Source organism: Rhodospira trueperi (assembly GCF_900101965.1).
In the GTDB taxonomy this organism is placed as follows: Bacteria; Pseudomonadota; Alphaproteobacteria; order Rhodospirillales; family Rhodospirillaceae; genus Rhodospira; species Rhodospira trueperi.
This window is the reverse complement of record NZ_FNAP01000001.1, coordinates 484,462-510,723: the sequence shown is the minus strand read 5'-3', so window position 1 is coordinate 510,723 and position 26,262 is coordinate 484,462. Positions and strand designations below refer to the sequence as shown.

Annotated in this window: 23 protein-coding genes; 9 read left to right on the top strand and 14 right to left on the bottom strand. The window is 65.9% G+C overall.

Going from position 1 to position 26,262, the window contains the following annotated elements; all coding sequences use genetic code 11:
• Positions 1-46 precede the first annotated feature (46 nt).
• The 4 genes from BLS85_RS02345 (at position 47) to bfr (ending at position 2,253) form a co-directional block, all read left to right on the top strand.
• On the top strand, positions 47-682 hold the full coding sequence (locus tag BLS85_RS02345; protein ID WP_245699044.1) for a class I SAM-dependent methyltransferase: 636 nt from the start codon (positions 47-49) through the stop codon (positions 680-682).
• Positions 682-1,335: an O-methyltransferase gene (locus BLS85_RS02340; RefSeq protein ID WP_092781457.1), complete on the top strand. Its 654-nt coding sequence runs from the start codon at positions 682-684 to the stop codon at positions 1,333-1,335. The genes BLS85_RS02345 and BLS85_RS02340 overlap by 1 nt, the downstream gene beginning before the upstream one ends.
• Before the next feature lie 60 nt (positions 1,336-1,395).
• Positions 1,396-1,635, top strand: coding sequence for a (2Fe-2S)-binding protein (locus BLS85_RS02335; protein ID WP_176793279.1), 240 nt, complete (start codon positions 1,396-1,398; stop codon positions 1,633-1,635).
• A 129-nt stretch (positions 1,636-1,764) separates the two neighbouring features.
• Positions 1,765-2,253 carry a bacterioferritin gene (bfr, locus tag BLS85_RS02330; protein WP_092782142.1) on the top strand — a complete coding sequence of 163 codons (489 nt, stop codon included), beginning with the start codon at positions 1,765-1,767 and terminating at the stop codon, positions 2,251-2,253.
• 6 nt (positions 2,254-2,259) lie between these two features.
• Here bfr and BLS85_RS02325 read toward each other — a convergent pair whose 3' ends face one another.
• From BLS85_RS02325 to BLS85_RS02305, 5 genes are all read right to left on the bottom strand, one after another.
• Positions 2,260-3,327 carry an extracellular solute-binding protein gene (locus BLS85_RS02325; RefSeq protein ID WP_218128247.1) on the bottom strand — a complete coding sequence of 356 codons (1,068 nt, stop codon included), beginning with the start codon at positions 3,325-3,327 and terminating at the stop codon, positions 2,260-2,262.
• 116 nt (positions 3,328-3,443) lie between these two features.
• A complete protein-coding gene (locus BLS85_RS02320; RefSeq protein ID WP_092781448.1) occupies positions 3,444-3,860 on the bottom strand; it encodes a hypothetical protein in 417 nt (138 codons plus the stop codon).
• Between the two features lie 161 nt (positions 3,861-4,021).
• A complete protein-coding gene (locus tag BLS85_RS18990; RefSeq protein WP_176793277.1) occupies positions 4,022-5,821 on the bottom strand; it encodes a SpoIIE family protein phosphatase in 1,800 nt (599 codons plus the stop codon).
• A 43-nt stretch (positions 5,822-5,864) separates the two neighbouring features.
• Positions 5,865-7,850 carry a methyl-accepting chemotaxis protein gene (locus BLS85_RS02310; RefSeq protein ID WP_092781445.1) on the bottom strand — a complete coding sequence of 662 codons (1,986 nt, stop codon included), beginning with the start codon at positions 7,848-7,850 and terminating at the stop codon, positions 5,865-5,867.
• A gap of 133 nt (positions 7,851-7,983) precedes the next feature.
• Entirely contained in the window at positions 7,984-8,901 is a 918-nt protein-coding gene (locus BLS85_RS02305; RefSeq protein ID WP_092781443.1) for an HAD-IIA family hydrolase, read from the bottom strand.
• 152 nt (positions 8,902-9,053) lie between these two features.
• Between BLS85_RS02305 and BLS85_RS02300 the strand changes: the two genes are divergently transcribed.
• Together BLS85_RS02300 and BLS85_RS02295 are read left to right on the top strand one after the other, a co-directional pair.
• Positions 9,054-10,277 (top strand): MFS transporter, encoded by a 1,224-nt coding sequence (locus BLS85_RS02300; protein WP_176793275.1) that lies wholly within the window; start codon positions 9,054-9,056, stop codon positions 10,275-10,277.
• Positions 10,274-11,047: a sulfite exporter TauE/SafE family protein gene (locus tag BLS85_RS02295; protein WP_092781437.1), complete on the top strand. Its 774-nt coding sequence runs from the start codon at positions 10,274-10,276 to the stop codon at positions 11,045-11,047. The genes BLS85_RS02300 and BLS85_RS02295 overlap by 4 nt, the downstream gene beginning before the upstream one ends.
• A 16-nt stretch (positions 11,048-11,063) precedes the next feature.
• On the opposite strand, the gene BLS85_RS02290 is transcribed toward BLS85_RS02295, so the two are convergent.
• Together BLS85_RS02290 and glgA are read right to left on the bottom strand one after the other, a co-directional pair.
• Positions 11,064-13,541, bottom strand: coding sequence for a glycogen/starch/alpha-glucan phosphorylase (locus BLS85_RS02290; protein ID WP_092781434.1), 2,478 nt, complete (start codon positions 13,539-13,541; stop codon positions 11,064-11,066).
• Positions 13,542-13,614: 73 nt separating this feature from the next.
• Positions 13,615-15,057 (bottom strand): glycogen synthase GlgA, encoded by a 1,443-nt coding sequence (gene glgA / locus BLS85_RS02285; RefSeq protein WP_092781431.1) that lies wholly within the window; start codon positions 15,055-15,057, stop codon positions 13,615-13,617.
• Between the two features lie 235 nt (positions 15,058-15,292).
• Between glgA and glgC the strand changes: the two genes are divergently transcribed.
• Positions 15,293-16,618, top strand: a complete 1,326-nt coding sequence (glgC, locus tag BLS85_RS02280) for a glucose-1-phosphate adenylyltransferase (RefSeq protein WP_092781428.1) — start codon at positions 15,293-15,295, stop codon at positions 16,616-16,618.
• Between the two features lie 130 nt (positions 16,619-16,748).
• Positions 16,749-17,441: a hypothetical protein gene (locus tag BLS85_RS02275; protein WP_092781425.1), complete on the top strand. Its 693-nt coding sequence runs from the start codon at positions 16,749-16,751 to the stop codon at positions 17,439-17,441.
• A 10-nt stretch (positions 17,442-17,451) separates the two neighbouring features.
• Here the strand turns inward: BLS85_RS02275 and BLS85_RS02270 are convergent, their stop codons facing one another.
• The 5 genes from BLS85_RS02270 to ribA form a co-directional block, all read right to left on the bottom strand.
• Entirely contained in the window at positions 17,452-17,928 is a 477-nt protein-coding gene (locus BLS85_RS02270; RefSeq protein ID WP_092781422.1) for a PaaI family thioesterase, read from the bottom strand.
• 66 nt (positions 17,929-17,994) lie between these two features.
• On the bottom strand, positions 17,995-18,486 hold the full coding sequence (locus BLS85_RS02265) for a chemotaxis protein CheW (RefSeq protein ID WP_092781419.1): 492 nt from the start codon (positions 18,484-18,486) through the stop codon (positions 17,995-17,997).
• Positions 18,487-18,758: 272 nt separating this feature from the next.
• Positions 18,759-19,814, bottom strand: a complete 1,056-nt coding sequence (gene lpxC, locus BLS85_RS02260; RefSeq protein WP_245699043.1) for a UDP-3-O-acyl-N-acetylglucosamine deacetylase — start codon at positions 19,812-19,814, stop codon at positions 18,759-18,761.
• A gap of 367 nt (positions 19,815-20,181) precedes the next feature.
• Complete coding sequence (locus tag BLS85_RS02255; protein WP_092781416.1) at positions 20,182-20,466, bottom strand: PAAR domain-containing protein; 285 nt, start codon at positions 20,464-20,466, stop codon at positions 20,182-20,184.
• Positions 20,467-20,793: 327 nt separating this feature from the next.
• Positions 20,794-21,942 (bottom strand): GTP cyclohydrolase II, encoded by a 1,149-nt coding sequence (gene ribA / locus BLS85_RS02250; protein WP_092781413.1) that lies wholly within the window; start codon positions 21,940-21,942, stop codon positions 20,794-20,796.
• A gap of 118 nt (positions 21,943-22,060) precedes the next feature.
• Here ribA and BLS85_RS02245 point away from each other — a divergent pair, with 118 nt between their 5' ends.
• Positions 22,061-22,825: a response regulator transcription factor gene (locus BLS85_RS02245; protein ID WP_143027061.1), complete on the top strand. Its 765-nt coding sequence runs from the start codon at positions 22,061-22,063 to the stop codon at positions 22,823-22,825.
• A gap of 10 nt (positions 22,826-22,835) precedes the next feature.
• Here BLS85_RS02245 and BLS85_RS02240 read toward each other — a convergent pair whose 3' ends face one another.
• Entirely contained in the window at positions 22,836-24,032 is a 1,197-nt protein-coding gene (locus tag BLS85_RS02240; RefSeq protein WP_176793273.1) for an MFS transporter, read from the bottom strand.
• Positions 24,033-24,045: 13 nt separating this feature from the next.
• Positions 24,046-26,259, bottom strand: a complete 2,214-nt coding sequence (locus BLS85_RS02235; protein WP_092781404.1) for a xanthine dehydrogenase family protein molybdopterin-binding subunit — start codon at positions 26,257-26,259, stop codon at positions 24,046-24,048.
• Positions 26,260-26,262: the final 3 nt, after the last annotated feature.

Genomic DNA, 26,262 nt, shown 5'->3' with positions numbered 1-26,262 from the left:
GGGGCCTTTCATCCAGGCCCACACCGCCGTTGCAACGGCGCCGCTGGTGCCTGAGGTGCGTCTGCACTTGGCCACCGAGATCACGCCGCTGTGGCAGGCCTCCGAGGATCTGTTGCGCAAGACCGGCGTGCCGCCGCCGTTCTGGGCTTTCGCGTGGCCGGGCAGTCAGGCTCTGGCGCGGTATGTCCTCGATCATCCCGATACGGTGCGCGGCCGCACGGTGCTGGACTTCGCCGCCGGCTGCGGCGTCGCGGGTTTGGCGGCCGCGCGGGCCGGGGCGGCGTCGGTGACCTGTGTCGATATCGACCCCATGGCCTTGGAGGCCGTGACCATGAATGCGGCGCTGAACGGTCTGGGCGGGACCGTGGCGACCGCATGCGCCGACCTGACATCGGACGAAAGCGGGGGCGGGGAGGGCGCGTGGGGCGTCATCCTGGCCGGAGACGTCTGCTACGAAAAGCCCATGGCCGAACGCGTGACCCGGTTCCTGACGCGGCAAGCCCGGGCCGACGCCCTGGTCCTTTTGGCCGACCCGGGGCGCGCCTATCTGACTCGCGAGGGCATGGAAACCGTGGCCCGGTTCGCCGTTCCCACAACGCTGGAACTGGAGGACCGGACCCTGCGGGAGACCACGGTCCTGCGGCTTCTCAGACCGTCAAATCGTGAGCAGGAAGGTGCCTGATGCTGGAAATGTCCGAAGGGGTGGCCGAGTACGTGCGACAGGTCGGCATCGATGAACCCGCCCCCTTGGCGGCCCTCCGCGCCGAGACCGAGAACATGGAAAACGCCCATTGGGCCAGCAGCCCGGAGCAGGCGGCACTGCTGGGTTTCCTGGCGCGGTTGGTCGGGGCGCGCCGGGCGCTCGATATCGGGACCTTCACAGGCTATTCCGCGCTGGCGGTGGCCTATGCCCTGCCGCCGGATGGCGAGGTGCTGGCGTTCGACGATTCTCCGGATTTCGCCGACATCGCCCGACGCCACTGGGGCCGCGCCGGCATGAACGACCGCATTCATCTGCACGTGGGGCCGGCCACAGATGGTGTGGCCATGCTGATCGCCGAAGGCCAGGCGGGGACCTTCGACATGGCGTTTATCGACGCCGACAAGGAAGGCTACGACAGCTACTACGAACAGGCGCTCCAACTGGTGCGTCCGGGCGGCCTGATCGCGCTCGACAACATGCTGTGGAAAGGGTCGGTCGCCGACCCCGCGAACACCAATGCCCAGACCGTGGCGCTGCGGGCGCTGACGGCCAAAATCTCCGATGATAGGCGTGTGGATTCGTGCCTGGTGCCGATCCGGGACGGCCTGCTGCTGGTTCGACGGCGGCAATGACCTTGCGAGTGATTAGCATTTGCGCAAATGCATTGCTGTCGGTATAGTCCGGGCCATCCCGTGAAGCCAAACCGGATCGTCACCGCCATGTATGTCTGCAACTGCAAGGGCCTCAACGAATCCCGAGTGCGCGGGGTGATCCGGGAGGGGGCGCGCCATGTCTCCACCGTGTTCCGCGAGTGCGGGGAGAGCGCCCAGTGTGCCCGCTGCGTCCCACGCATCGCGGCCCTGATCCGCGCGGAAAGGGGGGACGGTCCCCCGGTGGCCTGCCCACTGCCGGATCGGGCCGCGGTGTCCTGAGTTCGGCGCGTTAAGCCGCGTTGCCCCTACAATATGCGCGACGGAAATCCCACATGGTTGTTTGCGCCACGCGATCCGGCGTGTCGCGAGACCAACCATGACCTTCGCCACAACTGGGGGGACCCGCGCATGAAGGGCGATAAGAGCGTTCTGCAACATCTCAACGCTGTGCTGACAAACGAACTAACGGCCGTGAACCAGTACTTCCTGCATGCCCGCATGCTGAAGAACTGGGGATACCTGCGGCTGGCCGACACCGTGTATCACGAGTCCATCGAGGAAATGCAGCACGCCGACTGGGTGATTGAGCGCATCCTGCTGCTGGAAGGGCTGCCCAACCTCCAGGACCTCCATACACTTAGCCTTGGCGAGGCGGTACCCGAGTGCCTGAAGGGTGATCTGGCCCTTGAGTATGGGGCGCGGGAGACGTTGGTGGCAGGTGTGACGCTGTGTGAGGAGAAGAAGGACTATGTCAGTCGGGATCTGCTGCGAAAGATCCTGGACGACACCGAGCATCATATCGACTGGCTGGAATCGCAGGTGACGCTGATGGAGCAGGTGGGGGTGAGCGGCTATCTGCAACAGCAGATGTTCGAGGGCAAGGAGGGCGGCGGGTAATCCCCGTTAGGCGAATTCGAACCGGTCGCGGCTGTCGCCGAACGCCTCCAGGGCCGGTCCCGTCAGTGGCGGGGGAAACCACAACCGCGTCAGCCCCCCGCCATCGCTCAGGACCTGCTTCGTCCAACGTGCGTCGGACGCATCCAACAGCGGCCAAGCGGCCGGAACGGCCGGAAGCGCGCCCGTGATGCTTGATCGTGTCGCCTGCATGTCCGGGGCAGCCAGGACGGACAGGAGCCGCCGCGCCGTCTCTGATGCCGGGGCGTTCACCGGAATCCCCAGACCGTCCAGCCACGCCCGGCTGCCCTCGGCCGGAACGACGGCGTGGATCGGGTCCGTCTCCGTCCAGGCGCGCGCCAGGTGACGGATCAGGACGTCCCAGGCGAGACCCGCCCGTCCCGCGCCCTCCCTTCGGGCCTTTGCCAGACCATCGAAAAACGTCGCCGTGTCGGTCCACAGCGAGTCCGCCTGCCGACGCCACGGCGCCAGAGTGCCGTCGACCGCGCGGAACAGGTCTTGGGCGGCCTCCTTGTCGCGGCGCGCGGCTTCCAGGCCGCGTCCGTCGGGATCGGTCAGGCGCAGGGCCAGCCAGACGGCGCCGTCGGGGTCCAGCGTGACGCGGGATTTGAGCGCGGGGTCGAGCAGGACCGACCAGGACGGTGGGCCGCCAGACTGACCCCCGGGGCCGGCGATGGGCTCGGGCATGTCCGGTCCCATTTCGAACAGGACGTCCAGGCCCAGCGACAGCGGCAGAAAGCGCGCCCGCCCCCGGGCATCCAGGGCGCCATGGGCGGCGAGAACCCCTTTCCAGGCCACGGGCATGTCCGCCGGCAAGGGCGATAGAAGGCCGCCGGCGGTCCAGTCGCCCACTGTTTCCAGGTCGAGACAGACCACATCGAAGGGAGCATGCCGCCGGTCGCTCGCGGGCGCACCGTCCAGCGTCGACCGACGCACCCGGTCCATGACCTCGTCCGGCGTGGCCGCCACCGTGACATCCAAAACAAGGCCGTGGTCGCGCGCTAGGTGCTCCCGCAGGGCCGGGGGCCACTGGCCGTCTTGAGCCAGGACACGCACCGGCCCGGACGCCGTTCGGGCCGCGCTGGATCGTGGCAAGACGGCCCCGGCGGCCGTCACAGACACCCCGGAGAGAAAGCCGCGCCGGGACAGGGGGAATGGCGCGGCGGACCGGCTCAATGATCGACGCCGGACCACTTGAGAGCTCGGCCGATCCCGACAATGGCGCGGTGAACTACGATGTAATAGGCCACAAACATGAAGACGATCCCGATGAACATGGCGAAGTAAAATAGAACGCCAAGCATCATCAGAACGATGAAGGACCAGAACGTCTGAATCGCCTGATCGAAATGCGTCTGCCACATTTCTGGCGCGTTCTTGCGAACGAAGTACGAGAACAGGGCCCCCAGGGCGAGCGGCACGACGGAAAGCCAGATCGGCAACACGGTGATGCCGTGGATGGCCATCGCCAACGGCACCAGCAGCAACGGCAGGCACAACAGGTAAAGAACGTGCACCGCGATCACCATGACACGGCTGAGCCGGTCGCGATCAGACGGGGGGGATTGCTCAACAACGCTTTCCATCATGGGCTCCCTGCCACTCTCATACTCTCGGCGGGCGAACGGCGGACGATGTAACGGGGCCGCCGGGCTCACAGGATCGTTCGGGGCCCAGTGATAGCACGCCCGCGTCCGGATCGTAGAGCAAACTCCATCCCGTCGCCCACCTCTTTCCGCGCGCCGCGCGGTCAAGCTGGATGTGGATGGCGCAGACACATCAGCGCGGTCAGGTCATCGCTCAGTGGGCGCGTCACCCGGTTCAGGAATGGGTCCAGGATATCGGTCAGGGTGACGGATGCGCCCCGTGCGGCGATGGCCCCGCCGACGAGGTCCCGGACCCCCTGCCGGCCCAGCGCGCGGCTCTCTTCCCAGCCGGATTCCAGCAGCGCATCGCTGTATAACAGAAGCAGAGAACCCGGCGGGAACGGAACCGAGCGCGTTTCATAGAGGATCCCATCGGCAATGCCGAGCGGCACCCCGGCGCTTTCACATTGTGTGGTGGCGCCGGTCGCGGTATCGGCCAGCACGGGGGGCGGGGCGCCCGCTGCCGCATAGCGCAGCACGTCGGCCCGGGTATCGACGACCGCGTACAAAGCGGTCGCGTACTGACCGGTCGGCAGAAGGCTCTTCAATCGTGCATTGAGAAGGCTGAGATAGTCCCCGGGGTGCTGCATCCACTCCGGAAATTCGCTCAGGAGTGCATGCAGGCGGAAGGTGTTCAGGGCGGCGGCGACACCATGTCCCGAGAAATCCACGGTCCACAGCGCGAACCGGTGGCTATCGATTGCATGCAGTCCGAACAGGTCGCCGCCCAACTCGGACGAGCTCTCGAAATGGCTGTCCAGCCGCACGGTGTGGCGGGCTTCGATCTCGGTCATGAGTTCGGCATCCGGCAAGAGGTCCTGCTGCATCTTGCGGGCCGTGCCCAGGTCCTCGTCGAGGCGGGCGCGATAGGCTTCGAGGTCGGCGCGTGTGTGGATCAGGCGTTCCTCGACCGATGCCAGACGCATGTGATCTGGTGGAGTATCCGCGAGGGGGGAGGCGCCGGACCGCCCTTTTTCGTGATTCGGCGTCGAGGTGCGATCCGTCGGGTCATCGGGCGCAAACACAACGGCCGTGACTTGGTTGCCCTGACCCCGATACGTCACGGAATCGAAGCTGATGCTGCGGGCCAAGGCGATTCCGCGTCCGTGGGCGTCGAAGACCCGTTGAGGGTCCATCTCCAGATAGCGCCGCCAATCGAATCCCGCGCCCTGGTCGGCGACCGTCACCTCAATGCGCCCGGGGTCTTGCCTGAGGCTTACCTCCACCGTCTTATCGCGGTGTTCGGGCTGATCGAGGCGGGCGGCCACCTCTTCATCGAGGCGTCCACTGGCCAGAAGGCTCGTTTTCTCATCGTAGGTGATGCCCAGGTTCCCGTGTTCGACGGCATTGATCATCAACTCGGATAGGCCGATGACCTGCCGGGGGGGGTCCGGGAACGCGGCCGCCAGGGATGTTGCGAGGTCGCGGGCCTCGGTAATGGTGCGGAACTGGAACCGGCCGTCGCGCATCATCAACAGCGCGGAGACCCGCGTGTTAACATCGCGTTGCAGCGCGCGCACGCGGGCATGGTCGGCCACGGCGGCGGCCGTCACGGACAACAGGGCCTGCGGTTGGTAGGGTTTGGTCAGATAGTAAAACGCCCCGGCCCGGATGCCCTCGATCACCTCGGCCTCGCTGTCGGCGGCCGTCTGCATGATGACGGGAAGCGCCTTTAGGGCGGGGGTCGCCTTGATGCGGGCCAGCACCTCCATACCGTCCATGCGTGGCATGCGGCGGTCCAGGAGCACCACGTCGAAACTGCTTCCTTCCCGCTCAAGACGATCCCAGGCCTCGTCGCCGTCGCTGGCAGGCACGACATCGTAGTCAAGCGCCCCCAGCAACCCGGCCAGCATCTCCCGGTTGCCTCGGTTGTCGTCGACCACAAGTGCGCGGGGTGTCGTCATGATACGGAACCATGCTCGCTGGCGGGGTGTCGGGCGCGACAGTTCATGTCCGCGCCTTTTCCCGGCGTGATACAACGGCCCGCAGGGATGCCGTCTGGTTTTCCGGGATCTCCAGCCTGACATGGGTAGACAGGTTGGTGTGGGCAACAATGGTGCCTGTCACGTTTCCCAAGTCCGGGAGTGTCATCCGAAACTCCTGACCGCGCTCCTGCTTGAGGACACGGTCAAGGGTCGCGACGCCGCTGAAGGCGATCTCGTTCAACAGGCAGGGCACGGCGTTACCATCGCCGAGATCCAGGGTCACGGCAACGTTGACGGTGCGAAGAATGTTGTTTTCGCGATCCTCGTCACTGGTGGACCGCACGATTCGCTCGAGCGCCTTCTGCATGTAACGGATGTGGTTTCGCACCTCTCCGGACGAATCTTTAACCTCGCGGGCGTGCCCCCCGGTCGTTTCACTGCTATCGGACACGCGATCGATGTTCTCTGAGGCGTCCTGCGTATTGTGCGCGGCCTGTTGAGCGTTCTGCGAGATTTCCTTTGTGGCCGCGCTTTGCTGCTCGACGGCCGTCGAGATGGCCGTCGTGGTCTCGTTGAGTTGTTCGATGACGGTCGAGATGGCTTGAATCGCATGCACCGCCTGATCCGTCGCGCTCTGCATGCTGGCGATCTGGTTACCGATGTCTTCGGTGGCCTTGGCGGTCTGGTTGGCCAGAGTCTTGACCTCGTTGGCGACCACCGCGAAGCCCTTTCCGGCCTCTCCGGCCCGAGCGGCCTCAATGGTGGCGTTCAGCGCCAGAAGGTTTGTCTGCTGGGCGATATCGCTGATCATGTTGACGACATCACCAATCTGGTTGGCGGCCTCGGCGAGTCCACCGATCCGTTGATTGGTGGTCTCGGCCTCCTCGACCGCCCTGTGGGCCACGGCGGCAGCATTGGTCACCTGGTGCCCGATTTCGGCGATGGAACTGGCCATCTCTTCGGCGGCCGCGGCGACGGCGTCGACGCTGTCGGACGCGTTGCGGGAGGCCGTCGCGGCGGCTCCGGCACCCTGTTCGGTCTGCGCCACCGATTGGGCCATTTCCAGGGCGGCCTCGTGCATGGCGTCGGACTGCTGCATGACGATGGATATGGCGCTGCGCACCTCTTCGTCGAGCGCGTTGGTCAAGGCCAGCATCTCGCCTTTGACGCGGCGCTCGTTGCGGCGGGCCTGGGTCGTCTGCTCGGTTTGGAGGCGTTGAACCTCCTGCGCGTTTTCCTTGAAGACCTGGACGGCGTGGGCCATTTCGCCGACTTCATCGTGCCGGTTCTGGTCGGGAACGATGGCCTCCAACTCACCCCGAGCCAGAGCGGTCATGGTCTTTGTCAAGTTCAACAAGGGGCGCGTAATGCCGCGAATGATGACGAGGGCCACGCCGGCCGCGACGGCCAGAACCAGAGCAGCAACGCCAGACAGGCGCAGCGCCTTGTTGACGGCGGCAGCGTCCACATCACTGACATAAACACCCGTACCGACCATCCAGCGCCATGGTTCGAAGGGTTCGGCCCAAGAGACCTTGGGTTCGGGGACGTCCGATCCACCGCGCGGAAAACGGTACGACACAGACCCGCCACCAGCGCGCGCCGCCGCAATCAACTCCGCGATCAAGCGCTTGCCGTCGGAATCTGTCAGGTCGAGCTTGTTGGTGCCTTCCCACTCCGGGCGAGGTCCCATGACCCGGTTGACGCCCTCATAGTCGTAAACAAAGACGTACTCCGCGCCGCCATTGTATCGCATGTCGCGAATGGCGTTTTTGGCAAGTGTCTGCGCCGTCTCCATGTCAATCTCGCCGGCTTCGACGCGGCTGTGAAACCCGGCAATGATACTGACCGCCGATTCCGCCACGGATTGCACGCGCCCGACGCGCTCACTCAGGATTTCGGCCCTGACCAGCATTGCCGCGAACGCGACCACGGCCAGCAGTCCCAATGCGGCGATGATCGTGGGAAACCAAATTTTCCGGCTGACACGAATGTTTTCCAACGACATGAAAGCCCCGCTCGTACGATTGGGTGGGACAGACAGCGATCAGAGTTCCAGATACGAACGTGCCCTCTTCGTTGATGAGGTCGCGGTGTATGACTGCACAGTATACATTTGAACATTGATTATGTATCGATTCTCAAACCCCCGCAGCCAGATAGTCCGGCCAGAGGTCGCTCTCGGCGAACCGGGCGAGGGAATCCTGACCCGCCAACAGCCCGCTCTCCACGAACAGACAGCGCAATCCCCCTCCGCGCGCCCCCAGGATGTCGGTGTGCGGACTGTCCCCGACCATCAACAGGCGCTCCGCCGCGACATCGGGAAAGCGATCCTTGAGGCGTCCATACAGGGCGGGAAAGGGTTTGCCGAGGAAGTGGACGTCAACCCCATGATCCCGAACGGCCGCGAGGCCCAAGGCGCCGGGTTCCAGCGTGATCTCTCCGTCATAAGGGCAGGCGACATCCGGGTTGGGAATGATGAGGGGGCGAGGGCAGCGGCGCAGAATCGCCCGGAACACGTCAAGGTCGTCGGGAGTCCAGTGGAAACAATCCACCAGGACGAACCCCTGGAGGTCATCCCAGGCGGACGGCGGATGCGCGGTCAGATCCTCGACAATCCGCAGGGCCGGGAACCGGGCCGCGATGTCGCGCGGATGGATGGCGATCACCCCCCAACCAGCGCCGTCGCCGACGGCAGCCAGAGCCTCCGGCAGCAGGTCGCGGCCGGAGACCACCTCGTCGGGCCGGATGTCCAGGCCGCGCCGGTGTAGGCCGGCGGCCACGCCCGCCGGCTCATGCGTCACGTCATTGGTCAGAACACACAGCCGCAGTCCTCGACGACGCACATCGGCGATGGCCTCCCGCGCGCCCGGCAGAGCTTCGCTGCCGGTGTGCAGAACGCCGTAAGCGTCCAGGACCACAGCGGCGATATCCTCTGTTTCCAGCACCTCGGCCAGTCCTGCCACCCGACGCGGGGTCACCGGCGGAGGCGGGGCGGGAAACCACGGGCCGGCGCGCAGATAGGTGTCCCAGGCGGTTTCAAAGTCCTGGGTGAGCATGGCGGGAATCCTGGACGGCGGAGAACGTGGGCGGGTGGAGGCGTGGATACGCCGCCCGGGCGCCGTTGTCCAGCGCGCGCAAGGACGTGGACGACGCGGAACGGAGCCTGATAGCCTGTGCGGCCGTTCCGACCCCGATGGACGCTTCAATCGTGTCAACCGTTTCCCTTTCGCCCGCCATACGGCGTGGGCGCAGCCTGTCCGTGATTCTGGTCGCCACGACAGTGGTTCAGGTTCTGGTGACGCTGGCGATGCTGACCGTGGCAACCCTCGGGCCGGAGATCACCCGCACGCTTGGGGTTCCGGCCCAGACGGTGGGCTATCAGATGAGTCTGGTCTACCTCGCCGGGGCGGTGTCGGCGGTGCTGGCGGGTGGGCTCGTGGTGCGCCATGGCGCCGGGCGCACCAGTCAGTTTGCTCTGCTGTTCTGCGGCGTGGGATGTGCGCTGGGTGCCTCCGGCGGACTGTGGACCCTTGCCGTGGCCTCGTTGGCCATCGGTTGGGGGTACGGGATGACCAATCCCGCCTCGTCCCATGTGCTGTTCCGGTTCACGCCGGCCGGGCGGCGCAATCTGATCTTCTCGCTCAAACAGACGGGCGTACCGCTGGGCGGTGTGGTCGCGGGGTTGATGCTTCCGGCCGTGGGGCTGGCGTTCGGGTGGCGGGCTGGCCTGCTGGTGACGGCGGCTTTGGCGCTGATCCTGGCCGTCCTGTTGCAGTTGGTTCGGGCGGCGTGGGACGATGACCGCCGTCCCGGCGCGCGGCGCGAGGGCACGCCTCTGGCTGGCCTGGGCGTGGTCTGGCGGCACCCGCCGCTGCGGGCGCTGGCGTTGATGACCTTCTGTTTTGCGGCCCTGCAACTCTGCCTGAGCACGTTTCTGGTGACCTTGCTGGTGGAAGAACTGGGGCGTTCGCTGGTGCTGGCCGGAGCGGTGGCCTCCGTGGTGCAGGTGGCCGGCGCGCTCGGGCGCGTGTTCTGGGGCTGGCTGGCCGACCGGTTGGGGGGCGGACTGCTGACCCTGGCCTTGATCGGGGGGATCTCGCTGGCGTGCGCCCTGCTGACGGGCCTGATGACGCCGGACTGGCCGTTGTGGGCGATTGTGGCTGGGCTGACGGTCTTCGGAGCCTCTGCCATCGGCTGGAATGGAGTCTTCCTGGCCGAGGTGACGCGGCTGTGCCCGGCGGGGCAGGTGGGCAGCGCCACGGGCGGCGCGCTGTTCTTCACCTTCGGTGGCGTGGCGGTCGGGCCGGCGCTGTTCTCGGCTCTCGTGCCGGTGCTGGGAGGATATGCCGTGACCTTCGCCGCCGCCGGCGTGTTCGCCGTTGCCGGAACCGCGCTGATCTTGAGGGCGCGCCCCCAAGAGACGCGGTCATGAGCCCCTGGGATCTGATGCCCCTGCCGGCCTACTCCGCGACCCAATGGGTGGTACTGGTGGTCGCTATGGCCCTGGCCGGGGTCATCAAGGGCGCCATCGGGTTCGGTGTGCCCATCGTGATCCTGTCGATCCTGACCCTAGCGCTGCCGGTCAAGGAGGCCATCGCGCTGACGGTTCTGCCGTCCTTCGCCGGCAATCTGGCCATGATGCGCGAGGGCGGGCGAGTGCGCGAGATTCTGGCGCGATTCTGGCCGCTGCTGCTGACAAAGGCAGTGTGCGTCGGGGTAGGGGCGGTGGTGCTAGCCTGGATTCCGACCCAACCCCTGTTCCTGATTCTGGGTGTGGTCATCATCACGTTTTCGCTGTTTGGGGAACGCCTGCCTCGGCTGCACCTGCAACCGCGTCAGGAGAAACTGGCCGGCGCCGTGCTGGGGGCGATCAGCGGCCTGCTGGCCGGGACCACAACGATCTTCGGTCCGCCGATCATCATGTACATGACGGCGCTACGTCTGGACCGGGCAACCTATGTGGCCACCATCGGCACGCTGTGGTCGATCACCAACGTCTTCATGCTGATCGCCTTCGGTGGCACCGCCCTGTTGACCCTTCCGCTGGCGCTGGCGTCCCTGGCCATGGCGCCGGTTCTCCTGGCCGGTTATCCAGTGGGAAAGACCCTGCGCCAGCGCCTGAACGAGCAGATGTTCCGGCGCCTGATCATGGCCGGCCTGCTGCTGTCCGGCGGCCGCCTCATCGTGGCCGCCCTCGCGTGATCGGGGAGAGGCGTGGTCAGATCTCCATGGGCGCCACGTTCCAGATGTCACGGGCATAGGTGTGGATGGAGCGGTCGGACGAGAAGTACCCCATGCGGGCGACGTTCAGGATGGCCTTTCGCGCCCAGGCGTCGGGGTCGCGGAACAGGTCATCGACCCGGGCCTGGGCGTCGACATAGGCGCGGAAGTCCGCCAGCACCATGAAGTGATCGCCTCCATCGAACAGCGTGTCGCGGATGGCCTGGTAGCGGTTGGTCTGCTGCGGGTTAAAATAGCCCGACGTGATCATGTCCAGAACCTGCCGCAGATCCGCGTCCTGCTCGACGACCTTCCAGGGGTTGTAGCCTTTGCGCTTAGTCTCGGCCACCTGCTCGGTGGTCAGGCCGAAGATGAAGATGTTGTCGTCGCCAACTTCGTCCTTGATCTCGATGTTGGCGCCGTCGAGCGTGCCGATGGTTAGGGCGCCGTTGAGCGCGAATTTCATGTTGCCGGTGCCGGAGGCCTCGGTGCCCGCAGTGGAGATCTGCTCTGACAGGTTGGCCCCCGGAATGGTGATCTCGGCGTTTGAGACGTTGTAGTTGGGCAGGAAGACGACTTTCAGACGGTCGTTCACCTGCGGGTCATTGTTGACCGTCAGAGCCACGTCGCCGATGAGCCGGATGATCTGCTTGGCGAGGTAGTAGCCGGGCGCCGCCTTGCCCCCGATGAAGACCGTGCGCGGCACCGCATCCGTCACGAGGCCTTCGCGCAACTGCCTGTAGCGATGCACGACATGAAGGACATTCAAGAGCTGGCGCTTGTATTCGTGGATGCGCTTGACCTGCACGTCGAACAGGCTTTCGGCGTCGGTCGCGACGCCGGTCTCGGCCTCCAGGTGTTCAGCGAGGCGTTGCTTGTTGGCCACCTTGATGGCGATGAACCGTTCACGGAACGCGGCGTCCTCGACCAGGGGCTCCAGGTCGTGTAGGGCCGTGAGATCGGTTTTCCACGCCGGGCCAACGGCCTCCGTGATCAGGTCCGACAGCATCGGATTGCATTGCAGCAGCCAACGGCGTTGGGTGACCCCGTTGGTGACGTTGACGAACTTGCCCGGATACATCTCATCGAACTCTGGAAACACGGTCTCGCGCAGCAACCGGGTGTGCAGGGCCGCGACACCATTGACCTTGCTGCTGCCGACGATGGCCAGATGGGCCATGCGGATGCGTTGGGTGTCCTCGTCCACCAGGGACATGCGCCGCAGCACCTCCATTTCGCCGGGGAAGCGGAAGCGGACCTGTTGCAGGTGGTCGTGGTTGATCAGGTAGATGATTTCCAGGTGGCGGGGCAGCACGTGCTCCAGCATGCCGATGGGCCAGGTCTCCAGAGCCTCCGGCAACAGCGTGTGGTTGGTGTAGGAGAATGTCTCCCGGGTGACCTTCCAGGCCTCTTCCCAGTCCAGGCCGTGGATGTCCACCAGCAGGCGCATAAGCTCGGGAACGGCCAGGGCCGGATGGGTGTCGTTGAGCTGAATGGCCACCTTGGTGTGCAGACGGCTCAGGTCTTCGTGAACCCGCAGATACCGGGCAAGGATGTCCTGCAGCGAGGCGGAAACGAAAAAGTACTCCTGCTTGAGGCGCAGTTCCTGACCCAGGACGGTGGTGTCCATGGGGTAGAGCACCTTGGAGAGAGTTTCCGACGTCGTCTTGTCCTTGACCGCCTCGATGTAGTTGCCTTCGTTAAAGAATCTGAGGTCGAAGTCGGTGGTCGCGCGGGCCGACCACAGTCTTAGATTGGAGATGACAGGGCTGTCGTAGCCGGTCACCTTGAGGTCGTAGGCGACGGCGTGGACATCGTCCGTATCCACCCATTCGCAGCGTTCGCGTCCCGTCTCGTCGCGGAAGCACGCGATCCGGCCATGGAAACGAACGGGGTAGACCACGTTGTGGCGAACGAACTCCCAAGCGTTACCCCGGCGTAGCCAGTTGTCCGGGTGCTCCACCTGCTGGCCGTCCTCAATGGTCTGGGAGAACATGCCGAACTCGTAGCGGATTCCGTAGCCGTATCCCGGATAGCCGTGCGTCGCCAGGGAATCGAGAAAGCAGGCAGCCAAGCGCCCCAAACCGCCATTTCCCAGGGCGGGATCGGGCTCCTCCTCGGCGAGGACATCGAGATCCTGCCCGAGCGCCTCCAGCGCCGTGCGCACGTTGGCCTCAAGCCCCAGGTCGAGCAGATGTTTCATCAACCGCCGGCCGGTGAGGAACTCCATCGAAAGGTAGTAGACCCGCCGCGTATCATCCCCGTACTGGGCCCGGCTGGTCTTCATGCCGCGTTCCGACAGGATGCCCTTAATCACATGCGCGAGCGCCAGGAACCACTGGCGCGGGCCCGCCGAGCGGGGGTCATGGCCCACGACCCGCACCATGTAGGCGATCAGGGCGCGCTTGATGTTCTCGGCGTCCTCCAGATTGACGCGGAAATCGTCCTCAAGAGCTTCCTTCACCAACTCGTCCATGGGTGGGCGTCCTCGTGTCGATGGCATCGCGGGGGCGGATCGGGCCGTCATCCGGCCTGGGGTGGCCGGTGTTTTAGTCAGCGTGGATGACTTCGCCGTAAAGGCCAAGATATTCTCGCGCGACTCTGTCCCAACTGTGGTCCAGGCCCATGCCGGTCAACATGGTGGCGCGCCAGGCTTCGGAGTCCTGATACAGCGCGACGGCCCGGTGGACGGCCTGGATCAGGTCGCCGGGGTCGGGATGATCGAACACCAGCCCGGTCCCGCCTCGGGCCTCGTCCACATCGGTCACGGTGTCGGCCAACCCGCCCGTACGGCGGACCACGGGCACTGTCCCGTAGCGCATGGCGTAGAGCTGGGTCAGGCCGCAGGGCTCGAAGCGCGACGGCACCAGCAGGGCATCGCACCCGGCCTGGATGCGGTGCGACAGCCCTTCGTCGTATCCAATGTGCGCCGCAACGGAGCCCGGCAGTGCGCCGGCGGCGCCCCGGACGTGCCATTCAAGGCCCGGGTCGCCGGAGCCGAGAATCACGATCTGCCCGCCGCTGTCCACGATGGTGGAGATCACCGACAGGGCCAAGTCAATCCCTTTCTGTTCCACGAATCGGCTGACAACGCCGAAAAGTGGCGCGTCCGGCCGCTCGGCCAGTCCCATCTCCCTTTGCAGGGCCGCCTTGCATACGGCCTTGCCGGAAAGATCCTCGGCGCTGAAGGGCGCGGCGATATGGGGGTCCGACGCCGGATTCCAGTCGTCCATATCGACGCCGTTTAGAATCCCCTGAAGGGTTGGCGCGCGGTTCGACAAGAGTCCGTGAAGACCCTCGCCGCCCATCTGCGTCTGGATTTCGCGCGCGTAGGTCGGGCTGACGGTGGTCAGGAAGCGGCTGTAATACAGACCGGCCTTCAGGTACGAGACGTGGCCGTAAAACTCCAGACCCTCGATGGAGAACATCGAGTCCGGCAGGCCCAGCATCGGCAGAACCTCGCGGCCGAAAATCCCCTGATAATGCAGGTTGTGGACGGTGAAGACGGTGGCTGGCCGCCGCGCGCCCAACAACCGCAGATAGGCCGGGGTCAGGCCCGCCTGCCAGTCGCTGGCGTGGACCACGTCCGGTGTCCAGTCGGGCAGGGCACCCTGGGCGCCGACCATGGCGCCGACTCGTCCCAGCAGGCCGAAACGCAGGAAGTTGTCCGGCCAGTCGTGGCCGTGCTCGTCGAGATAAGGACCGCCGGGGCGCTCGAACAGAGCCGGGCAGTCCACAAGCAGAAGCGAGCGACTGCCCTCTGGGTCACGCGCGGGGATCAGTCGGGCGCGCACATTGGGCAGGACGTCGCCCAGGTTCAACGCCGGCCCCGTCACCTCGACGCGGTCGAGCAGACCGGCATAGGCCGGCATCAGGATACGGGCATCCACGCCCAGGCGACCAAGGGCCAGGGGCAGGGCGCCCGCGACATCGGCCAAGCCGCCCGTCTTGACCAGCGGATGCGCTTCCGATGTCACGAAAAGGACACGCATGAAAGGGTTTCCCGGTGTCTGTGGCAATGTGGGCGGGACATTACCCTTCCGCGACCGCGAAGCAAAGCCTCGCGGCGCGAATGGTGGGGTTTTGGTCCGGATCGTACCGAGAGTTTCCGCATTTGCGCACCGTCACATTCCGTTCATTGATTGACTGGCAAGGTCATGTAATTGTCCCGACAACGGGTTGACGGGACCCGGCAAACGGTCACGGCATGGAAGAGGAGCGGACTGAATGACAGACCACACGGGCGGGCCATCGTCGCGGTATGGCCACGCGATCGCGGATGAGCTCGCTTTCGCCAACGATGTCAATCGGGCGATGCGCGGGACTCTGGCGCTGGTGCTCGCCGGTGGTCGTGGGTCCAGATTGCTTGACCTTACCGACAAGGAAAGCAAACCGGCGGTGCCGTTTGGCGGCAAGTACCGCATCGTGGACTTCCCGCTGTCGAACTGCATCAACTCCGGCCTGCGCCGTATTTGCGTGTTGACCCAGTACAAGGCGCATACGTTGATCCACCACATTCAGCGCGGCTGGGGCTTTTTCCGGGCCGAAGTCGGGGAGTTCGTGGAACTGTGGCCGGCCCAGCAGCAGACCGCTTCCGCCGCCTGGTACCAGGGCACGGCGGATGCCGTGTATCAGAACATCGAACAGATTCGTGCCCACGGCGCCGATCATATCCTCGTTCTGGCAGGGGACCATGTGTACCGCCAGGACTACTCAAAGATGATGGCCTCTCATCTGCGCGCGCACGCCGACGTTTCGGTGGCCTGCATCGAGGTGCCGCGCATGGATGCCACGGCGTTCGGCGTGGTGGATGTCGACGACAACGACACCATCACCGGCTTTCTCGAAAAGCCCGCCGATCCGCCGAGCATTCCGGGCCAGCCCGATAAAGCCTTCGCCAGCATGGGAATCTATCTGTTCAATGCGGATTTCCTTGTGTCCGTGCTGGAGGAGGATGCGCGCGATCCCAACTCGTCCCGGGACTTCGGCAAGAACATTCTGCCCGCGCTGCTGGGCCGGGCCCGCATGGTGGCGCATCGTTTTCAGGAGAGCTGTGTCTATCCGCCGCATGCCAACGACGAACCGTACTGGCGTGATGTCGGCACAGTGGATGCGTACTGGGCGGCGAACTTGGACTTGGTGGCCGTGACGCCCGATCTGGACCTGTACGATCCGGCGTGGCCGATCTGGACTCACATGGTGCAGCGCCCGGGCGCCAAGTTCGTCTTTGACGAGGATGACCGGCGCGGCATGGCCGTCGATTCCGTGCTGTCGGCGGGCTGCATCGTCTCCGGCGGTGCGGTGCGCGGCTCGCTGCTGTTCCATGACGTGCGGGTCAACTCGTACTCGTCGGTTGATCAATGCGTTCTGCTGCCTGAGGTGGACATCGGTCGCCACGTGCGGCTGAGCAAGGCTGTCGTCGCCGCCGGGGTGCGCATTCCGGCCGGTCTCGTTGTCGGCGAGGACCCCGAGGAGGACGCCCGCCGATTCGTCCACACCAAGGGCGGAGTAACCCTCATCACCCAGGACATGCTCGACAGGCTGGAGGATTAGCGCAAATCCCGAGCGATCCGCTTTCCTCGTCGGCGTCATCGGGGCACACTGGTCATCGGCATGGGCGGGCGGTGACCGGTGAAAGGGGGAAAGGCGGATGACACCTGTCGAACAGTACAGGAGCCGGGGTTTGAGTGAACCGATCCGGATTCACGCGGGGCTGCGGTTTCATGCCTTGTTGTGGGGCGGGGGCGGGTTCCTGATGCTGGGCTCCGTCATCGCCATGGAGGAAGGCGGCGCGCTGGAACAGATGATCGGCGCTTTCGGGTTTGTTTTTTTCGGCGTGTGTCTGAGCATTCTGCTCTACGCGCTGGTTCGGGGAGCCCGGCGCGGACTGCTGGAAATCTCCGGGGACGGGCTTTACATGTCCCACATCGGGATCGTCCTGCCGTGGCGGGATATCGGGCCGGCCTGGATTCAGACAGTTCGGCAGTCCGGCATGGCGATTGAGGACGTTGGGTTCGTGGTCCGCAACGCCGATCAACATATGGACCGGATGGGATCGGTCGGCCGGTTCCTGTTCTCCATCTCGCGCATGCTGTCGCGCAGCCGCAAGGGCGGAGTCCTGGACTGGGGCCTGCACGGCCTCCTCGCGGCGGCCGACGCGGGCTTCGGCTCTCACCGTCAGATGGGGGACGCGCTGGAGAAGGCGCGCACGATGGCCATGGCGGAGCCGGGCTCCGTGGTGTTCAACGTGCCGGTCCCTCTGCGGATGGGGATCTCCGCCTCCGACCTGCTGGGGATCATCAATGCCGAGGTGCTGTCGCGCACGGAGCCAACTCAGCCAGAGGCGGACGGGCGGTCATCATCCCAGGGCGCCTGAAGCGCCGCCCCTATCCGGGCGCGGCGGCCATGGTGTGCGGCATGCGCACCGCCACCACCCGGCCGCGCGCGCAGACCTGGCCCTGGGCCGAGACCGAAATGGCGACCACGATCTTGCGCTCGCCAAGGGATTCGATTTGCCCGCGCACCTCAAGCGGGCCGCCCATCGGGGTGGGGCGCAGAAAGTCCACATGCAGCGAGCCGGTGACGAATCGAAGCGGTGGCTCGCTTCCCATGGCCCGCCCTTCCGCGTTGTAGGCTGCCGCCGACGCCGTTCCCGTGCCGTGGCAGTCCACCAGGGATGCGATCAGTCCCCCATAGACGTATCCGGGGATGGCCGTGTGATGCGGCTCCGGCGTGAAATGCGCCACGGTCTCGTCGCCGTCCCAGAAACTTTTCAACTGATGACCGTGCTCATTCAATCGACCGCAGCCATAACAATGGCTGACATCGTCCGGATAGAAGTCCTGGAACGCCTTCTCCTGCATGTTCTGCTGATCCTTGTGACGCAGTTCCGCCCCGGTGGCGAAACCCCCGGGGCATTCAGACTGCGGTCACTCAAACTTCAGGAAGGCATCCACGTCCATGACGACCATCAATTCTCCCTCAAGGCGGACGACGCCCTGGGAGACGCTGCGCCAGCGCGGGTCCAGGGTGGAGGGGTTGGGTTCAATGGCGTCGAGGGACAGGCTGTGCACATTACCGACGGAATCGACCATCATGCTGTAGAGTTCATTTCCCTGCTCGACGGTGACGCACATCACGTTCTTTTTCGGGTCCTTGGGCGCGGGCAGACCGAGCCGCTTGCGGACCTCGATGACCGTGACAATCCGTCCCCGCAGGTTGATGGCCCCGGCCACCTCAACAGGCGCCAGCGGGATGCGGGCGACCTTCTCCGGGATCAGGATGTCCTGAACCCGCTCGACCGGAATGCCAAACAACTGGCCATGGACGTAGATGGTGACAAAGACCTGTTCGGCGGAAACCCGGGCGACAGCAGTCCCCGTCCCGGACTGCTTCTGGGGCACGGTGGCGACTTGGTTCATGACTGACCTGTCCATTGTCGTGCAGGCACGCTCCGGCGCGCCGACTATACCCCGGAACTGTGCGCGCGGTCGGGTATCCTGTCAAGATGGTACAGCAATGCCGTCGGCGATAATGAAAAAAACGGCCGCAGGATTCTGCCTAATATTAGAGAAGGGAAGAAAGAGTCAAATGAGGATAACACCGCTCTCGTCATGTCTTGTCGGTGGTGAAAATCACACCACCTTTACAAGCGGGCCACCGAATGTGTTTTGTAATATGGCCGACGATGTCGTTATGCCAGACGACGATCCGCCGCATCGGTGAGGACGTCCGAAGCCGCGACCATAGCCGGCTCGATCCGCCACGCGTCGGGTCGCGCGAACAAGGCGCGCAACAGCATGTTGTTGAGCCGGTGGCTGGGGCGGGAGGCACTGTAGACCGCGACCATCGAGTGACCGGCCAGGAACAGATCGCCCAGCGCGTCCAGGGCCTTGTGACGCACGAACTCGTCGGGATGACGCAGCCCCTCGGGGTTCATCACGGTGTCGCCGTCCACCACCACGGCATTCTCCAGCGAGCCGCCCTGGGCCAGTCCCATGCTGCGCAGCCCGTCGACCTCGTGCCGGAATCCGAAGGTCCGGGCATCGGCGAGTTCGCGGCGGAAGGTCTCAGGCGTGACCGTGACCACACGATGCTGGCGGCCAATGGCGGCGCTGGCGAAATCGATGGCCGCGTCAATCGTCAGGCCGCGCGGTGCCGGGCGCAGAGTGGCCTCGCTCTCGCCGTCCTGGACGGTGACCGTATCCAGAACCCTTACGACCCGGCGCGGCGCGGCCAGATCGCGGGTGCCCGCGCCAAGGATTGGCGCAATAAACGCGGCCGACGAGCCGTCCATGACGGGGAACTCGGGGCCGTCAACGACCAGTTCCACGTTGTCCAAGCCCAGGCCGGCCAGAGCCGCCATCAAGTGCTCCACCGTGGAGACCGTCACACCGGCCTGATTGCCCAGAACGGTGCACAGTCGGGTATCGACCACATGGTCCCAGCGGGCAGGGATCATCGGATCGCGATCCGTGATGTCGGACCGGCGGATCCAGAGCCCGCTATCCGCGCCGGCCGGCCGGAGCGTCACCGAAACCGGAAGGCCGGAATGCAGACCGACCCCGCTGATGGTGATCGGCTCAGCCACAGTCCGCTGCGGCGTGGCGGTCAGCGAATCGCGGCGGGTCGTGCCGTCAACGGCGCCGCCATTACGCCACGCGGTCACACCGGCCCACTCGTCGGTGAAACCGAAGCTGTCAAGCCCCGGGTCGACGGTCAGGGAGGTGTTCGGGGTGGTGTCCATCATGATCACGGGTCCTTGACGGTCTGACACGGTGCACGGCAGTGAACGTCCCAAGAGCGCTGATAACCGAAAAATCCCCAGCCGGACGTTCGCCTTTTCATGATCAAGAGTTAGACGGACCACTGTCGCTGCGCAAATCAATCATTGTTTCAAAATGTTGCGAGCGACACGGGGCAGGAAAAGCGCCGAAATCAGTATATTGGGCTTTCTGCCTCAACCGGTCTGATAACATAGGGATGCTGCGGCCCCCTACTCCGGCGGCGACGCGAAAGCTCAGGGCGCACGCCTTCAACCTATCAAGGGATAGTGGCGGGCGGCCGAGAGTCGGTCAAGATATATTAAGGAGGAGGCGATTGGCTCGCTGTCGCCGTCAGACAAGCACCGTGGGAAAGCCCACGACCACGACACCTCCATGGGCGGTGTTGCTGGTAATGCGGGCCGCCGGCATGCCGCTGATCAAAACGGTCGGGGATCCAGACGCAATGGTGTCGGGCGGACCCACGCAGGTGCACATGTCCGACACGCGCGCGGCCGGCATGCCGCCGATCAGCGTGGTGGGCGCGCCGGTGATGATCGGACCACCGACGTGGGGCACCACGCCGGTCACCAAGGGGCAGACATGATTGTCGCCGATACGCGAGGCGGGCATGGGCATGGTAGAAACCTCCTGGGGTCACGAACATCAGCCTATCATGGAAGGCGGGAGGCGATCCATCGCCCTGTGACGGGTTCGGGAAGCGAAGCCTGCCACATTCTTTCCTTGGCCACGCCTTGCCGCAGACATGGTGGGGCATCATGTGTAGATATCGGGCGGTTGATCAGTGTGTGACCGTCGTTCCGAAGAGGACCGGTTGATCCCGATAACGTCGGGGGCTTGGGTCTTCTGCTTCTCTCTCTCCATCGCCTTGGCCGGGCGCACCCTCAGGTGCTCCCGGCCCCTTTTTTTTGGGTGTTTTGGTTCGTGTTCCGCCCGCGGCGCGTCTCAGAACAGATGACCGCTGCGCCGGGCCTTGGCCCGCAGGTAGCCTAGATTGTGCGTATTGGCCGGAAAACTGTGCGGCACGCGTTCCACGACCTCGATCCGGTGGCGCGCCAGGGCAGCCACCTTGCGTGGGTTGTTCGTCATCAGACGCACGCGCTGGAAGCCGAGTTGGCGCAAGATTTCGGCCGCGGGCGAGTACAACCGCTCATCGTCGTCGAAGCCAAGCTGTTCGTTGGCGTCCACCGTGTCCAGTCCGCTGTCCTGAAGGCAATAGGCGCGCAGCTTGTTGACCAGTCCGATGCCGCGCCCTTCCTGGGCCAGATAAAGCAGGGCGCCGGCACCTTCGGCGGCGATGGCCGCGATCGCGCCGCGCAACTGTTCGCCACAATCGCATCGTAGGGAGCCCAGCAGGTCGCCGGTAAAGCACTCTGAATGCAGGCGCGCCAGAACCGGCTGGGCCGGATCGGGATGGCCGATGACGATGGCCAGATGCTCAATGCCGCCATCGACCGGACGGAAGGCCACCACACGGGTGTCTTCCGCGCCGTCAAGGGGCACACGTGCCTCGCCGACCGGGCGCAGCGCGCGGGCGGCTGTGTCGTGGTACCCCATGATGTCCTCGGCGGCCACAGCCACCAGATCGCGGGCACGGGCCCACGCATCCGCCTCCAGCGCGGGGGCCGGACACGGCACGGTAACCGTGGCCGGCAGTAGGCGGGCCAGCTTGGCCAACGCCACGCTGGCGCCCGCACCGCTTCCGGCCGCAAGGGGTTCGACGCTGGAGCCGGACGGGACCGGACCGGTGTCGTTCGCCTCCGGATCGGCGAGCAGGCGCAGGCGCTCTTCCGTCAGCCCCCCTGGCATGACGAGTCGCACGGCTCCGGGTCCGGGCGCCGACAGATGCAGCACGGCCGCCCGTCGAGCCGTGACCAGAAGCGCGGGGGGGGCGTCCCCCAGCACGGACAGGCGGGCGAGAGCGGCGCCGTCCATGCCCTCTGCCGTCATCGCGATCACGGCGTCGCCGGGGCCGATGACGGCCACGGCCGCGCCCCGGCGTAGTTCGGCGATGGCACGGCCCACGCGGTCGAGCGAGGTGAGCGAAGAAGGCGGTGTCGGCGCGGGATTCGACGGCTGCGGTTGGGCGCTCATGAGAAGAACGGTACTCCGGACGCGAGAAAGGAACGGGGCGCTGGCCGAGGCCCTCCATTCGGACTAAGACAAAGGGCCGAGGCGTGTGTTGCGTCGATTGATGATATAAGACGATGCCATGACAGGGATGCAAGCATCGGCCGGTCCCTTCCACGATGGAACACGGGGCACACGGGTCTTGTTGATCGACGGCGATGAGGCGCCCCGTCGCGCGCTCGCCGGTCACCTTGGGTCGCACCTGACGGATGAGTCCGGTATCGCCGAAGTGACGGAGGCGGTGTCCGTCGAGGACGCGCTGTCCGATGCCATGCGTGAGATCGGGCCGGAGGGACCGCCGCCCTGGGATATCGCCGTGGCGTCGGCCCTGGACGATGCGGACGGACGCGCTCAGGCCGCCAGCCTACGGTCGGTTTGTCCGGGATTGCCGGTGGTGCTGATGGTGCCCGGGGGCGGCCCGTCCCGGGGCGACTGGCCGGCGGGTGTGGTCAGCACGAATCGGCCGGTGCGATTGGGGGTTCTGGTGACGCTGTTGCGGAACGCGCTGACCGAACGGATCCAGGCGACCACGCTTGGCGCACCGGGCACCGGTTTCACGCTCGGACCCTATGTGTGCGACCCGGCGGGACGGACCCTGGTGGAGCGGGCAAGCGGTCAGGTGTTGGCCCTGACGGAAAAGGAGGCGGCCATTCTGGCGTGCCTGTACGATGCCCCTTTGCCGGTCAGCCGCGAGGCCCTGTTGGCTGAGGTCTGGGGCTACGCCGACGGGGTGACCACGCACACGCTGGAAACGCACATTCACCGCCTGCGGCGCAAGATCGAGGCGGACCCGCGCGAGCCGCGCCTGCTCGTGACCGACGAGCGCGGTTACAGTCTGGGGCCGTGATCCGGGCGCGTCATCGTGTCCAAAGAACCGCTCCGTCCCACCGCCGCGCCAAGGCCAGGCCGGCGACCAGCGACCCCGCGCACAGGACCGTGCCCAGCAGGAACACGGGGCCGCCGATGACCTCGTACAGCCAGCCGGAGGCAATCATGGCCAGCCCCAACAGGGCGCCCATGGCCAGGGCGGAATAGAGCCCCTGTGCCCGCACGGCATATCCGGGCGGCACCGCGCGGGCGATGAAGTGCATGGCGCCCAGGTGTCCGGCGGCGTAGGTCAGGGCGTGCAACCCCTGCACGGCGAACAGCGCGGCCGGGTCCGTCGTGATCGCCAGCACGCTCCAGCGCAGCAGCCCGCCGGCCCCCGCGATCAGCAACAGTCCCATGGGGCCGAGCCGCGCCAGCGCGCGGTTGCCGACGGCGAACAGGGCGATCTCGACGATCACCCCCAGCGCCCACAACAGGCCGATGGTGGGGTCCGACAGACCGGCGGCGCGCCAATGCAGCGTCGCGAAGCCGTAGTACGGCGCGTGACTGGCCTGGGACAGGCCGACGCACGCCAGGAACAGCGCGAAGCGCGGCTCTTTCAACAAGGACCACAATCCGTGGCCCGGCCATGGCCCCGACTGGCCGGCGACAGACGAGCGTCGCTCGTCGGGCGGCAACCGGGCGGCGCTGACGGCGGTCAGCGCCAGGGCGGAGAGAATGGCGACCGGGACCAGCACGGTTACCGGAACCACCTCCAGCAGCGCGCCGGCGGTGACCGCCGCGACGATGAAGGTCAGAGAACCCCACAGCCGCATGCGGCCATAGTCGGCCCCTGTGCCCTGAGCGACGCCCATGGCCACGGATTCAGCGAGCGGTAGAAGGGCCGCCATGCATGCCGTCGCCGGCACGGCCAGCAGAAAGATGGGCCAGAACCCCGACAACGGGGTCAGCAGGGCGAAGCCAATCAGGCTGGCCAGAGCCAACCCCACCATGGTCCCGCGCCGGGCGCCGGTCTGATCCACGCGGCTGGAAACAACCGGGTTGGTCAGGACCTTCGACCACTGGCTGGCGGCCATGACCAGACCGATTTCCACGGCGCCCAGGCCCCGCGTTTCCAGCCACGCCGGCCAGAACGGCATCATGACGCCGATGCCGGTGAACATCGTGGCGTAGAACAGGCTGACCCGCGCCACAGGGCCACGAGGAAGGGCAGGGGCCAGCTTCATGCCGTCACCGCATCTACCCCAGCCGCAATGGCAGGGACCGCAGCCGCTTGCCGGTGGCGGCGAAGACGGCATTGGCCACGGCCGGAGCCACGGTCGGCACGCCGGGCTCGCCGACGCCGGTGGGCGGCTCGGTCGAGGGCACGATATGCACCTCGATCTCCGGCGCGCCGCCCATGCGAATGATCTCGTAATCGTGGAAGTTCGACTGGCTGACAAGCCCGGTGTCATCCAGGGTCACCCGCCCGCGCAGCGCCGCCGACAGGCCGAAGATGGAGCCGCCGGCAATCTGGGCGCGGATGACATCGGGGTTGACGGGCAGGCCGCAATCCACCGCGCAGATCAGGCGGTCCACACGGATAGCACCATCCTTGACGGTGACCTCGGCCACATGGGCAACATGGGTGTTGAACGAGGTATGCACCGCCAGTCCTTGCCCCTGGCCCTCTTGCTGGGGCAGGCCCCACCCCGCCTCCTTCGCCGCCACGTTCAGAACATTGAGCAGACGCGGATGATCCTGCAGCAGGTCACGGCGCATCACCAGAGGGTCTGCGCCGGCGGCGTGGGCCATCTCGTCGATGAAGCTCTCGACCGCGAAGGCCGTGTGGGAGTGCCCGACGGAGCGCCACCACAATCCGGGAATGCCGGGTTCCGGGGAATGCAGTTCGCCCTTCACGTTGGCGATGGCATAGGGCAGGTCGATCACGCCCTCGACCGACGTCCGGTCGATGCCGTCCTCGATCAGTGTGGCTGCGAACGGCGTGTTCTTGAGGAGGGATTGCGTGACCACGCGGTGCCGCCACGCACTCGGCTGGCCGTCCTGGGTCAGGGCACCGGCCACGGCATGCACGGCCATCGGCCGATAGTATCCACCCCGGATGTCATCTTCCCGCGTCCAGGTCAGCGTGACGGGCGCCTCAATGCCCTGATCGGCGAGGCCGCGGGCAATCGCGGCGACTTCGACGAGGGAGTCACTGTTCGGGCTGGCGCGGCGGCCGAAGCTGCCGCCGGCCTGGATGATGCGCAACCGGACCTGATCCGGCTTCAGGCGGGCGGCGGCGGCGATGTTGAGAACATCGAAGGTGGGGGACTGCGCCCCCGCCCAGACCTCGATCCCGGTATCGGTCATCATGGCGCCGGCGCTGAGCGGTTCCATCGGCGCGTGGGCGGCGAACGGCACATCGTAGACCGCCTCGATGACTTGTGACTCCGGCTCGGCCAATGCCGCGAGCGCGTCACCGTCGCTCCGGAACGTTGTTCCCGAGGTGCCGCCCAGGTCTCGATACTGTTCCAGCAGGGCCTTGGAGCCGGTCTTAACGGCGCCCGACTCGTCCCACTCGATCTTGATGGCTTCGCGGGCCTTCACGGCCTGCCAGTGGCTTTCGGCGACAACCGCCACGCCGTGAGGCAGGGGCAGCACCGCACGCACACCGGACATGGCCAAGGCGGCCTCGCCATCGATTCTGCCCGGCACCGCGCCGAATCGGGATGGACGGCGCACCAGGGCGGAGAGCATGCCGGGCAACCGAACGTCGGCGGCGTATGTGGTCTGGCCGCGAACCTTCTTGGCGCTGTCCGGGCGGGACAGGTGGTCGCGACCGATCAGTCGGAAATCCTCGGAACTCTTAAGGGTCACCGACGCGGGATCCGGCGCTTTGAGGACCGCGGCCCGCTCGGCCATGGCGCCGAAGGTCGCCTCCCGCCCGGAAGCTGCGTGGCGCAGCAGGCCGTCCCGGGTTTCAATCTCGCCGGCCGGGACACCCCAGGCGTCGGCGGCGGCCTGAACCAGCAGAATGCGCGCGACCGCGCCGGCACGGCGCATCTGCTCGAACGCGTTGGCCAGCGAGGAGCTTCCCCCGGTGCCCTGGACCGGTCCCCAGTGCAGATTGTTATACAGCTTGGCATCGGCCGGCGAATGCTCCGGCCGCATCTGCTCCCAGGCGGTGTCCATTTCCTCGGCGACAAGGGTGGTCAGGCCGGTGAAAACGCCCTGGCCCATTTCCAGGTGCTTGATGAGCACGGTGACGGTGTTGTCCGGCAAAACACGGACAAAGGCGTTGGGGGCGAAGGTGTCCGAGTCGTCAGCGGAGGGTGAGGCGTCCTGTGCCCTTGCCTGGGGAAGGGTGATCCCAAGGGTCAGGCCGGCTCCCGCACCAGCCATGACCTTCAGCACGGTGCGCCGCGAGGGATGAAGTGGGGAGGAGGTGGGGCGCTCGAAAACACGGGTCATGGC